Here is a 12,578-nt window from a genome sequence, read left to right on the forward strand (position 1 = left end):
CGGGTGTTCATCGTGATGTTCGTCTGACGGTCCTGGGTCTCTCCCGCCCAGGTTCTGATCCGTTGAGGGTGCGGTCTGCCATGCCCTCCGGACCTTGACAACCGTCAGGCTTCGCGACCCGCGCGTACGGCGCCGGTCGCACATCATCGGAGTTTCTTCGTGCTCGCAGTGCTTCTGCTTCCTGGCGCGCTTCGCGCCTTCCTTCCTGCCCTGATCGCTCGGTCCGCTCTGGCGATGGGCAGTCTTGCTCTCCTCCTCGCCGTCCAGGACAGCACGGGTTCATACACGCAAGCCGGTCTCGCAACAGGGGCGTTCGGAACAGCCAACGTCATCGCAGCCCCCTGGCGTGCCCGGGCCGTCGATCGATTCGGTCAACGAATCGTGCTCACCACCCTGGCGTCGGGCCAAGCCTCAGGGTTCGTCGCCCTCGCGCTCATCGCCGAAGTGGAGGGAGTCGGAGATATCTGGTTCTCCATTCTCAGCACGCTGGTCGGCCTGACAACGCCACCGCTGGGTGCGGCGATGCGAATGATCTGGGCGTCGCTCACGACGGCCGGTGATCAGCGAACCAAAGCATTCAGCATCGACGCAGTGTGCGAAGAGCTCCTTTTCGTCGGTGGTCCCGTCATCATCACCGCGGTCATCGTGGCCACTTCTCCCAGTGTCGGGCTCTGGGTGACCGCGGCAACGGTTTCCCTCGGTACTGCAGCGATGGCGTCCAGCGCGTCGTCGGGGGTGCTTCGCGGTACAGGAGGTGGCGTCACGCGGGGTGATCGCCCCCTGCGACAGCCAGGTTTCGCAAGGGTATTGATCGTCCTCCTGGGTGTCGGTGGCGTACTGGGCGTCGTGGAGATCGCAGCGCCGGCGATCGCTGAGCAACATGATGCCGTCGCGGCTTCGGGGTGGCTCCTGGCGGTCTTTCGCGGGCGGAAGTGCTCTTGGAGGGCTTCTCTACGGACAGCTGAACCTCAAGTCCGGCATCGGCAACAGGCTGTTCATCCTGTGCGTCAGCATGGGCCTCGCCGCGGTACTCGTGTCCCAGCTGGACGCCCTCGGACTCTTCGCTGCGGGCATTGCACTCGTCGGCCTGTTCCTCGCTCCCTCTCTCATCACCGGGTACCTCATCGCCGACACCGTCGTTCCGGAGGCCCGCCGGACGGAGGCGTCGACATGGATCACCACCTCGGTAAACCTTGGCGCTTCGCTGACGCCGGCAGCAGCTGGATTCGTCATCGACACCTCCGGTGCCGGGCTGGCCCTTCTGCTCGTGGGAGTGATCGCTCTCGCGTTTGCCTCGGCTGTGCCCTTCACAGTGCTGCGCAACATCGGGCTGTCTGGGGTCCATGCTTCCGATCGTTGCGGGCACAGCTGAAGAGAAGGAAGGGCCGGTCGGCGGCAATGCGGTCGATGGGCAGCGGTGTGCCGTCGTGGATCACGAATGCCTTGGTGGAGGCGGCCTTCACCGTTTCGGCGAGACCGGGTGCGAGGGCGGCCAGGACCTCGATGCCTTCGCATGATGTACCGGTAGGCGCCATCGGTGTCCCGCTGAAGCGGGCTGTGAGTTGGGTGTAGGTGTGGCCGCACCGCGGATACGCGGCGGTGCCTGTCGTCCGGCGGGAAGCCGGCGCGAGCGTGTTGTCAGTTCCTGTCGGCGGGGTCCGAAGGTGGGCGGTGAGGTAGTGCAGGGTCGAGGTGGGCAGATCGACGTGGGCTGGGTGGACAAGCAGGCGGAAGGTCCTGGTGGGCAGTTGATCTAGGCAGTCACCCCGTCTACCAGGAGTTTCTTCACGTCCGCACGTCGACCGCGCCGTCAACTGCCCTGCTCAGCCAGCAGGTTGGGAACGTTTTACTGACGGAACTTTGACAGGGTCCCTACGCGAGGCCGGCAGACGGAATTCGCGGACCTCAGTACTCTGCCGAAGTGGAAATAGGCCCTGACCAAGCCCCTGACCGCGTTCATGATTGTCCGAATCGGTTTCACTTCGCCGTGCTGGGACCTGTGCGGGCCTGGCACGGCGAGACGCAAGTTTCGGTGGGAACCCCGCAACAGCGCGCGCTGTTGACCGTGCTGTTGCTGCGCAGAGGGCGTACAGCGACTGCACCCGAGTTGATCGACGCCGTGTGGGGCGAAGACCCCCCAGACACCGTCGTCTCCGCCCTCCGCAACTACGCCTCCAGATTGCGCAAGTCCTTAGGCCCGCGGACTGCGTCGATGCTGGTGACCGAGTCCGGAGGGTACGCGATGCGCCTGGAGGACGGCGCCTTGGACCTGGAGATTGCCGAGCACTACGCGAGTAGGGCGGAAGAAGTCCGCGAGAGCGATCTGGAGGCCGCGCGGCGTCTGCTCAACTCAGCTCTTGGTCTGTGGCACGGTGAGACGCTCGCCGGTGTGCCGGGACCGTACGCGCAAACACAACGAACAGCGATTGAGGACTGGCGGCTAAGTCTCCTTGAGTCTCGCTTGAAGATGGATCTGGAAGCCGGTCAACACGCAGAGGCGGTCTCGGAACTCACGGCCCTCACCGCGACCCACCCCTTGCGAGAAGATCTTCGCGGTCTGTTGATGCTGGCCCTGTACCGCAGTGGCCGGCAGGCGGAAGCGCTCGCTGTGTATACGGACACGCGCAAGCTTCTCGTGGAGGAGCTGGGAGTCGACCCCGGCCAGCGGCTCGAGGAGCTGCATCAACACATCCTCGAGGCTGACACCGCTCTCCTGGCGCCCACCCAGACAGGGGCGAGGGAATCCGTGGCCTTGCCCCGCCCCGCACAACTACCGCTTCCAATAGCGGACTTGACCGGACGTAGGGAAGTCACCCGAGAACTGTGCGACCGGCTCGTCGCCGCCGGAGGAGGAATCACCGCAGTCATCGGAACCGGGGGAGTAGGAAAGACAACGCTCACGGTGCACGCGGCGCATGCCGCGCGCGCTCACTTCCCCGACGGTCAGCTCTACACCGACCTGCGAGGCGTCAACCGGGAGGCACTAAAGCCGGCTGCCGTGCTCAGCTCATTTCTGCGAGCACTGGGCACCCCGGAATCCGCGATACCCGATTCCACCCGCGAGCGGGAAGCTCTCTACCGCTCAGCACTCTACGGACGCCGAGTCCTGATCCTCCTCGACAACGCCAGCGACGCAGCTCAGGTGCGCCCGCTTCTTCCCGGCAGCCCGAGCTGCGCAGCATTGATTAACAGCCGCAACCGCATCGTGGACCTGGAGGGCGCTCAGCTGATCGACCTGAACGTGATGGACCCCGAGGAGGCGCTCGATCTCTTCGCTGCGATCGCCGGCGAGACGCGGGTCGCGGCCGAGCGGGGATCGGCCCTGAAGGTCGTGGAGGCCTGCGGCTTCCTCCCCTTGGCGATACGCATCGCCGCCTGTCGACTGGCGTCCCGCCCCACCTGGCCAGTCCTCCTCCTCGCGCGGAAACTCACCGACAAGCGGCGGCTGCTGAGCGAACTCAAGACCCGTGAACTCGCAGTGGAATCCAGCTTCGCGCTCGGCTACGCCCAGCTGGACCCTCAACAAAGCCGCGCCTTCAGGCTCTTGGGACTCGTGGAAGGCCCGGGCATCTCCCTCCGTGCGGCAGCAGCCCTGCTGAACTTCGATCCTTACGAGACGGAAGAACTTCTGGAGTCCCTGGTCGACGTCTCCCTCCTTGAGACGGCCACACCGGGACGCTACCGCTTCCACGACCTAATCCGGCTCTACGCACTCTCCTGTGCCGAACGTGAAGAGACACCGGAAGGACGTAGCACCGCGTTTTCCCGGTTATTGGATTTCTACCTGGCAACGACCGCGCAGGTCTACGCGCTGGAACGACCCGGCAACAGCCTGCTGCACCACTTGGAGCCCACCAGACACCAAGGCATGACCTTCGGCGACGGCGCCGAAGCGCTGAAATGGCTCGCAGCCGAGGGAAGCTCCCTGCTCGCCTGCATCCGCTCTTCTACGCAAGCGACGCTCCTTCGCAAAGCGGCCGACCTGCTCCGGCTCCTGTCCGACCTGACCCAAGACGGCGCGGACTCCCAGCTGTTCGAGCAGACGAGTCTCAGCGTGCTTTCCGCCGCCGGCGCCGCTGGGGACCGACGCGCCCAAGGCCGTGCGGCAACGGCACTCGTGTTTGCCGCAATCGTTCAGGGTCACTTCGAGAAGGCGGGTGAATGGGCACGCGCCGCCGAAGCGCACGGAACTCTGGCCTCGGACTTGTCCACGGTGGCGACAGCGCACAACGACCAGGGCATCGTCGCCTTGCAGCAAGGGCGATACGAGGACGCCGAGAGGCATCTCGACAGGGCAATCACTGCGTTTCGCACGATCAAGAATAAGCCTGCCGAAGCGAGCGCAGTGTGCAATCTATCCGCGGTTCACCTGGCCACAGGAAGAGTGGATTCAGCCATCCTCTTGGCTCGACGAGGCGTCACGATCTACCACCGGACTGGGGCCAGGATGCGGTTGGCTAACGCCATGTATGCCCTAGGTCGAGCCCTGACTCAGTCCGGGAGCCACAAGACCGGCGAACAGATGCTCAATAATTCACTCAAGATCTTCCAAAACAATCGCAACCAATTCTGGTCAGCGATGACGCGCTGCCGCCTCGCCGAGCTGCATTTGGCGGCAGCCCGCCCCGACATGGCCGCCCACCAGGCGGAGCAGGCTCTCGCCCTGAGAAGCACATACGGCGAGTGGTGGCGCGCCAAGATCCTCACTGTTCTCGGCCTGTCTCTTGTTGGCATCAACCACCCTTGGCGCGCACGTGTGTGCTGGCAAGAAGCCTTCACCATCTACGACCGGCACGACACGGCAGAAGCGGAAAACGTCAGAAACCTCCTTACCAGTCTTAAAGCGACATAACTACCCCTGGTGCCCGCTACAGGGCCCACTGACTAGAGAGGCTCGGGTCGGGTCGGCCGATTGCGGGGCTTGGGGGCCTGAGCGGACCTCGCTGTGAGGACAAGGCATGTACCGGTACATAACGGGGCCCAGTCGGTTTCTAGGTCGATAAAGAAACAGTGGTGAGTTCCGTACAAGGTGGTGGATGTGCGCCGGAGGCACCATGCCACGCAACGGGCGGGCGCCAAGGGCGGGCGAGGCAGGACTGCCTGGGTGTTTATGGAGCGGTTATCCGCAGCGGATGCACTGCCACCCTGCCGCGTGAAGGCGGGCACCGCGATTGACTGACCGAGGGGGAAGAGTGATCGAGACAGTGTTCCGGACAGAGGACTTACCGGCAGGCGACCGGTTCGACTTCTGGCGTGAGCTGATGAGCAGCACCCACGCGCCCATGGACCTGAGCAGCGACTTCGCGGCGGACTACCAGGCCCGGCAGAGAGTCATCGGACTCGGGGAGGTCCAAGTATGGCCGGCGACCTTCCAGCCCGTGGTCTTCCGCAGGACACCGAAACTGATCAAGCAGTCCGACCCCGAGGTCTACCACCTCTCACTCCTCCTGCGTGGCAGGGGAGGGGTCACCTGGGGCAGCCAAGAAGCCGCCTTCGACCGTCCCTACGACTTCCACACCAACGACTCGTCACGGCCGTACGACATCTGGACCGGCCCGGACCCGATCACCTTGGTGGGACTGGAGGTTCCCAAACCACTTCTGCTGATTCCACGAGAAAAAGCCGATCAGGCGATCGGCCGACCGCTCTCCGGCAGGCAAGGAGTGGGGGCCCTGCTCGCGCAGTTCCTGACTCAAATCATCACAGACACCAACTCCTACCGCCCCTCCGACCAATTCCGTTTGGGAACGGTCGCGATCGACTTGCTCTCCGCGCTGTTCGCCCACACCCTCGACGCCGACGACTCACTGCAACCGGAATCTTGCCGTCGCTCTCTGTCGTTGCGTGTGAGGGCCTTCATTCACCAGAACTTGGGTGATCCAGAGCTGTGTCCGGCTTGTGTCGCTGCGGCGCATCACATCTCCCTGCGCTCGCTGCACCGTCTCTTCCAGAGCGAGGGCACCTCGGTGGCCGCCTTCATCCGCCACCACAGGCTGGAACGGATCCGCCGCGATCTGGCAGACCCGGCGCTGAACGAACGGCCCATCCACGCCATTGCCGCACGCTGGGGCTTCCCCCGCGCCGCTGACTTCACCCGCGCCTTTCGCAACACCTACGGCATGCCGCCCAGCGAGTACCGAAACACCCACGCCGACCCAGCTGGCCCACTTTCCTAACGGACTGGCACTCGCTGCTAACGCCACCGGCGCCCGCTGCGAGGAAAACTAAGCGGCGTTTGAGAAACACACATGCCGACTCCACAAGCGGCGGTGTGGTCTGGCAATCCAGGTCCCCGCGCTCCCGGTGTTCGGCTGCGCTCAAATTGACCTGACAGGGGGAGAAATGGCTTCAATAGAGTTCAACCACGTGACATACGGCTCCACCGATCCGTGCATCAAGGAATTCCAGAAGGCACTCATCAAGGCCGGGCACAAGATTCCGTCCGGCCCGACAGGACTGTACGGTAAGGAGACCAAGGCCGCCTGCTCCGCCTTCCAGCGGAAGCAGGGCTGGGAAGGCAGCGGGGCCGACGGCCTCCCGGGACCGAAGACGTTCGCCGAGCTGAAGCTCAAGGACGGCGGCCACAAGGGCAAGGGCGTCGCCTCACCCGTCCCGGGCCACAAGGTCGGCCTTCCCTACGGAGTGAAGGGCAGCTGGGCCGCCGGGTTTCACACCGGCCAGGACTACCCAGCGCCCACCGGGACCTCCGTGGTGGCGGTACGGGCCGGCACCATCGCCTGGTCCAACAGCGACGGCGGCGACTACGGAAACTGGATCGGTCTGAACGCCGACAACGAACGCCTCTACCTCTACTGCCACCTCTCCCGCCGCAGCGTGAAGAAGGGGGAGAAGGTCAAGGCGGGCGAGAAGCTCGGTGAGGTCGGCGCGACCGGCAACACCACCGGCCCCCACCTGCACTTCGAGGACCGTCCGCCTGGCGGGGGCTACGGCGAAGTACGCGACCCGCGCTGGTAGGCCCCAACGGCCATCGCAAGACGGCTCGTTCGACAGATACGCACCCCGGATGAGCACCCGAGCCACCTCCGTCACGCGCGGAGGACCCGACATGGCGCGTGATCGGCCAGGACCCAAGTGCCGTCCACCTGCACGCACCAGTCACCACGAACACACCCGAACAAGACAAGCCCTCGCCTGGGAAGACAGCCGAGGCACACCTCAACCTGGAGAAGAACATGGCAACACCACTGTCCGCATCAGCCTTCCTGAAGGCACTCCGTGCCGAGGGAGTTAACGTCGTCGAGGTCGGCGAATGGGAGACCCACAACCGCAACCACAAGGGCGACTGGGGACCGCTCAACGGCGTGATGATCCACCACACCGCCTCCTCCGGCACCCGCGACTCGGTCGCGACCTGCCGTACCGGCCACGGCGCCCTCCCCGGTCCGCTGTGCCACGGAGTCATCGCCAAGGACGGCACCGTCCACCTCGTCGGCTGGGGCAGGGCCAACCACGCCTGAGGAGGAGACCCCCAGGTCCTCAAGCACGTCATAGCCGAGGACTACGACGAACGCCCTCCGCACCCCACCCTGGGAAACTCCGACGGCACCGACGGCAACGCCCACTTCTACGGCTTCGAGTGCATCAACCTCGGCAATGGCGAAGACCCGTGGCCTGATGCACAGCTCGAGGCGATCGAACGCGTCTCGGCCGCCATCTGCCGGGCCCACAAGTGGAACGACAAGTCCGTCATCGCTCACCTGGAGTGGTCGGAGGACAAGATCGACCCCAAGGGCTTCGGCATGCCCGGCATGCGCAAACGCATCGCCACGCGGCTGAAGAACAAGAGCTGATCCCAAACCCAGGGATGCGCCACTTCCCGACTAACGGGCCGCCACCGTCACGGTGGCGGCCCGCCCACTTGCCCTTACAGGCCTGGGACTGTTGCACGGGGTGGGTGCCACTCTGACCTGCCCCGACCTCTCAGGTTCCAGCTTGACCTGCCCCACCTCTCAGGTTCCAGTTCTGCTGGCTAACTGACAGCCCTTCACGAAAGGCTGCCGGACATGCCCCGTGCCTATCCCGCTGAGTTCCGCGCCCGCGCCATCGCGTTGGTGCGGGCAGGAAAAGAACAGAAGCAGACCGCCGTTGACCTCGGCATCCATCCGGTCACCTTGCCGAAGTCGTTGCGCCAGGACGACATCGACGACGGCCGGCGCCCTGGCAGGGCCTCGGAGGAGTCCGCAGAGCTGCACGCAGCGCGGCGACGCATCCGCGAGCTGGAAACCGAGCTCGAGATCGTCCGCAAGGCCGCCAAGTTCCTCGGCGAGGACAAGCCGGCCCCCAAAGGCTCTACCCGGTGATCGACCGTCTCGTCGATACCGGGGCACCGGTCGACCGATACTGCCGGATCCTCGGGGTCGCCCGGCAGAACTACTACAAACACAAGCGCACCCCGACCACACCCCGGCAGCTGCGACGAGAGTGGCTGACCGGGCTCATCCGGGAGGTCCACGTCGCCTCACGCGGCACCTACGGCTACCGCCGCGTCCACGCCGAGCTCACCCTGGGCATGGGCATCCAGGTGTGCTCGAGAACCGTGTCGGTGCTGATGACACAGGCGGGGATCCACGGACTGCCCGGACCGGTGCGGATCAAGCGCCTGCGGGGTGTCGTCACCGCCGATGACCTGGTCAACCGGAAGTTCCATCGGCTGCGTCCCAACGAGCTGTGGGTCACCGACATCACGCAACACCGCACCAGAGAAGGGTGGGTGTACTGCGCGGCGGTCCTGGACGCCTTCAGCCGCAAGATCGTGGGCTGGTCGATCGACTCCAGACAGGACTCCACCCTCGTGGTCAACGCGTTGGACATGGCCCTCCGCAACCGGCGCCCCGAACCAGGCGGGATCGTGCACGCCGATCACGGCGCCCAGTTCACCTCCTGGGTCTTCGGGGAAAGAATCCGCTCCGCCGGACTCCTGCCATCGTTCGGCACGGTCGGAGACGGCCTGGACAACGCGATGATGGAGAGCTTCTGGGCCTCGATGCAGATCGAGCTGTTGAACCGCAAACGATGGAAGACCCGGGTCGAGTTGGCGAACGCGATCTTCGAGTACATCGAGGTCTTCCACAACCGACAGCGGCGCCGCTCAGCACTCGGCTACCGCACCCCCATCGAGTACGAACTACTCTCCGAACAACACACCATCCCGGCCGTCAGTTAGTCACCGAGACTGGAGCCCAAACGGTGGGGCAGGTCAGACTGTCACCTATACGTGCAGCAGTCCCCAACGAGACCGGGAGAGCGAGGCTGCCCGCACATGTTTGATCGCGGGGGAGTGCTCGGGCACCATCACCACTCGCCAGCGGGAACTACTCCTGCTCGACCCCTATGAAGAGGCACGGCGCCCAGATCAGCAGCTACTCCCGTGCCTCGAGCACCCTCGGACAGCGCTGGATGCCTTCGTGACGGCCGCTTCCAGCGAGCTGAACGACACCGCCCTCCCACAAGGCACCGGCCCCTGAGCCAGTCGGCAGGCGCGAACCTGCTTGAGAACGCGCTCATCCCGCCCCGCCTCACCCTCCCGGACCACTGTCAACACGTCCAGGATCGGCGGCAGTTGCTGTCCGGCACTAGCCGCGGATGGTCACAATTCAGGATTTATGCGGTCCAGTTGTGGCCGAGTTGGGTGAGTTGTTCGCGCTGCTCGTCGTTGAGTTTGGTGCGGCGGGTTTTGGTGTTGGTGAGCCATACGCCGAGTTTGACCACGGTGCCGTCTTCGAGGGTCTCCTCGTGGGCCCGGGGGACGGTGAGGGTGCCGGTGCGGGCTTTGTATTGGCGTAGGGCCGTGATGCCTCGTTCGAAGGCGCCTGAGCTGCCGCTGTGCCCTTTCGCGGGTGTTTTCTCCGGTGCGGGAGCCGGTTCGACGCCGCAGCTGTCCAGGAGGTCACGCTGCTCGGGTATCAGCCTGTGCCAGAGGGCGGGTTGGCGTTGCCGGGTCAGCCATTTGCCGATGTCCATGCCGTGGACGGTGACGCCGGGCAGCACCTGAGACAGCGTCGCGCCGTCCTTGATGAGTGCCTGGAGCGCGGCGTAGTGGCGTTGCCAGGCTGCGGGCCAGTCCGGGTTCCAGTGTTCGTCGATGGCGGCCAGCGCCTCAGCACGTTCCGGGTGTCCGGCCAGTGCTCCGGGGCGGCGCAGGTTGGACAGCCACTGTCCGATGGGCTTGTCCAGGGCGGTCGCGGTCCGCGGTGCGCACAGGGTCTGGTGCTGTTGGTAGTAGACCCGTGCGGCGGCGAGGTTTTCCTCGAAGCCGGCGTCCGCGGCGTCCCAGACCATGCCGAGTTGCTCCAGCCGCTGCGCCCGAGCACCGCTCAATTGCCCGGCCCCGTAGGCGCGCCGCTGCTCGGCGACCCATTGCCCGAGCGGATAAGGGCCCTCCTTGTGGTCGTAGGGGACGCGGGCGTGGTGCTCGCGGTCGGTGAACCGCTTCAATGCGCTCCAGCCGCGTGCCCAGTCCTGCCGTTCGGTGTTGATGACGTTGAAGGACACCCACTGGGCGACCATCGCGGGATCCCTCGGGGCGGCGAACCGCAGCAGCAGGCGGGATTCGTCCTCGCCTTCTTCCGGGGGCGTGCCGATGTGCACGGACGGCTGCGCGGCGTTCTTCTGCGGCTCCTGCGGGATCGCGAGCAGTTCCACGGCCTCCTCGTCGTGCGCCCGCAGCCCCTGAAGGACCTTCACCAGCGGCCGGTAGGAGCTGGAGGTGAACATGTCCTCCGGCTCTTCACCGGGCTTGAGGAAGACCGGCACGATCAGCGAGGCGAGCTTGCCCTGCCCGGGCTTTTGCCGCAGCGCGCGGCCGATGGCCTGGACGATGTCGTGCGGGGCGCCCTTGGGGTCCAGCAGGGCCACGGAGTCGACCGCACGGATGTCCACGCCTTCGCCCAGGACCCGGCAGTTGGAGAGCACCGCCCGCCGGCCGGTGCTCGCGAAGCTGCCCAGGACGTCCCACCGGCGCTCGGGGGTGTGCTCGCCGCACAGCCAGTCCGCCCAGATCCGGGCCGGGTAGTGCTCCGGGTCATCGGCGTGCAGCTTCCCCGCGACCCGCTCCAGCCCTTCGGCGTAGGCCTGGGCCTCGATGGTGCGGTGGTGGAAGGTGATCGTCGTCTGCAGCTGGTGGTCCGCCATCGTCCGCAGCAGACCGGCCTGCAGAGCGCCGAGCCGCTGCCCGCGCACCTCCTCCTCCCGGCCTTCCTCACCGCGCAGCCGCTCCGGCGTGACGAGCGGGTCGGCAAGCTCCATCACGATGATCTGGTAGCGCGCCAACAGCCCACGCGAGACGGCCGCCGCCAGGCTCAGCTTGTACAGCACGGGACCGAACAGTGCCTCGTCGTCCATCGAGGCAGCCATCTCATCGGGCAGCGCATCCCGCACCCCCGCGGCGACCTCCCCGTCCGGCCGCTCCTGCCAGATCCGCGGCGTCGCCGTCATGTACAGCCGTCGCGCCGCCGGGATCACCTCCTGCTTGTGGATGTCCGCCCACGCCTTGCCCATCGACCCGGACGTGCGGTGGGCCTCGTCCACGACCGCGAGGTCCACCGGCGCCAGCCGCTGCCCGTACGCGCCCTCGAATGCCTCGGCGAGCACGCCCAGCGACGCGTACGTCGCGAACAGCGTCACCGGGCCCCGCCCGTGCCACAGAGAAAGCTGCACCGGATTCGTCGTCGCCCGCACCTGCAGGCTCCACAGCTGCGGATCCTCCTGCAGCGAGCACACCGCGGCCGCCGGCCCCCTGTGCCCGACTGCACGCCAGGTCTTCACGGTCTGTGTGAGCAGATCCAGGGTCGGCACCAGGACCAGCACGCGCCCCTTGGGCGCGATCCGCCGCGCGGCCGCGGCAGCCATGATGGTCTTCCCCGTCCCGCACGCGGCGTGGACCTGACCGCGCAGCCCACCGGCGGGGACACCTCCCGGCGGGACATCCAAACCACGCACGATCGCGTCCACGGCCTCGATCTGATGCTCACGCAGCTTCACGGTCACCATTCTCCGTCCCCGATTCCCGGCTATGGGAAGTCGATCCGAGCGGTGTTCCCCATCGGGACTCCACGGAGGATCGGCCCTCAGTAGGTGGTGCGCCATGACTCCAGAGTCTACACAGCAAGACAAGATGATGCATTCTATTGCGTGCGATGCACTGCAAGGCGCGGGCACTTGGAATTACGGGCCTCCATGTGACGTGTTGGGTGTGCACTCTGACGGGGTGCTCGCAGGATTGGGCACAGGTCAGGGTGTTGAGAGTAGGGCACACGTGGAAATCCGTTCGACGCACCGGCAGCGTGCTCGCAACAGCCGCTCCCAGAGTCGCCATCTAGGCGGTAGGGGTTGAAAGTTCCAGGGTTTACACGGGGAGGCGGCGCGATGCACCGTCTCCCCGTAGCCCGCTTCGACTCCCCGCTTGCGGGGAGTCCCACAATTCGCGCTTGCGCGAATTGTGTTCGCTTCAGCATTCCGCTTGCGGAATGCGAATTCCCGCGCTTGCGCGGGAATTGACGTAGCGTCAGCGGAGTCATTCACTATGCAGCGCGTCAGCGCTGCATTACCCGCTCCGCGGG

At 65.8% G+C, this 12,578-nt stretch carries 5 protein-coding genes and 2 pseudogenes; 6 read left to right on the forward strand and 1 reads right to left on the reverse strand.

Going from position 1 to position 12,578, the window contains the following annotated elements:
- The first annotated feature begins 823 nt into the window (after positions 1-823).
- From H343_RS33600 to H343_RS0114650, 6 genes and pseudogenes are all read left to right on the forward strand, one after another.
- Positions 824-1,372, forward strand: a complete 549-nt coding sequence (locus H343_RS33600; protein WP_158679565.1) for an MFS transporter — start codon at positions 824-826, stop codon at positions 1,370-1,372.
- A gap of 549 nt (positions 1,373-1,921) precedes the next feature.
- On the forward strand, positions 1,922-4,852 hold the full coding sequence (locus H343_RS0114625; protein ID WP_028431762.1) for a BTAD domain-containing putative transcriptional regulator: 2,931 nt from the start codon (positions 1,922-1,924) through the stop codon (positions 4,850-4,852).
- 340 nt (positions 4,853-5,192) lie between these two features.
- Positions 5,193-6,176 (forward strand): helix-turn-helix domain-containing protein, encoded by a 984-nt coding sequence (locus H343_RS0114630; protein ID WP_028431763.1) that lies wholly within the window; start codon positions 5,193-5,195, stop codon positions 6,174-6,176.
- A gap of 166 nt (positions 6,177-6,342) precedes the next feature.
- Entirely contained in the window at positions 6,343-6,975 is a 633-nt protein-coding gene (locus H343_RS0114635) for a peptidoglycan DD-metalloendopeptidase family protein (protein ID WP_028431764.1), read from the forward strand.
- A gap of 218 nt (positions 6,976-7,193) precedes the next feature.
- Positions 7,194-7,811: pseudogene (locus tag H343_RS30695) on the forward strand (N-acetylmuramoyl-L-alanine amidase).
- A 213-nt stretch (positions 7,812-8,024) separates the two neighbouring features.
- Positions 8,025-9,184 (forward strand): annotated as a pseudogene (locus tag H343_RS0114650) (IS3 family transposase).
- A gap of 437 nt (positions 9,185-9,621) precedes the next feature.
- On the opposite strand, the gene H343_RS0114655 reads toward H343_RS0114650, so the two are convergent.
- Entirely contained in the window at positions 9,622-12,006 is a 2,385-nt protein-coding gene (locus H343_RS0114655) for a DEAD/DEAH box helicase (RefSeq protein ID WP_037903814.1), read from the reverse strand.
- Between the last annotated feature and the right edge of the window lie 572 nt (positions 12,007-12,578).

The sequence above is a fragment of the Streptomyces sp. TAA204 genome (assembly GCF_000424965.1).

Coding starts and splice junctions, on each gene's coding strand:
- H343_RS0114635 (WP_028431764.1), top strand. CDS start 6,343: ATGGCTTCAATAGAGTTCAACCACGTGACATACGGCTCCACCGATCCG.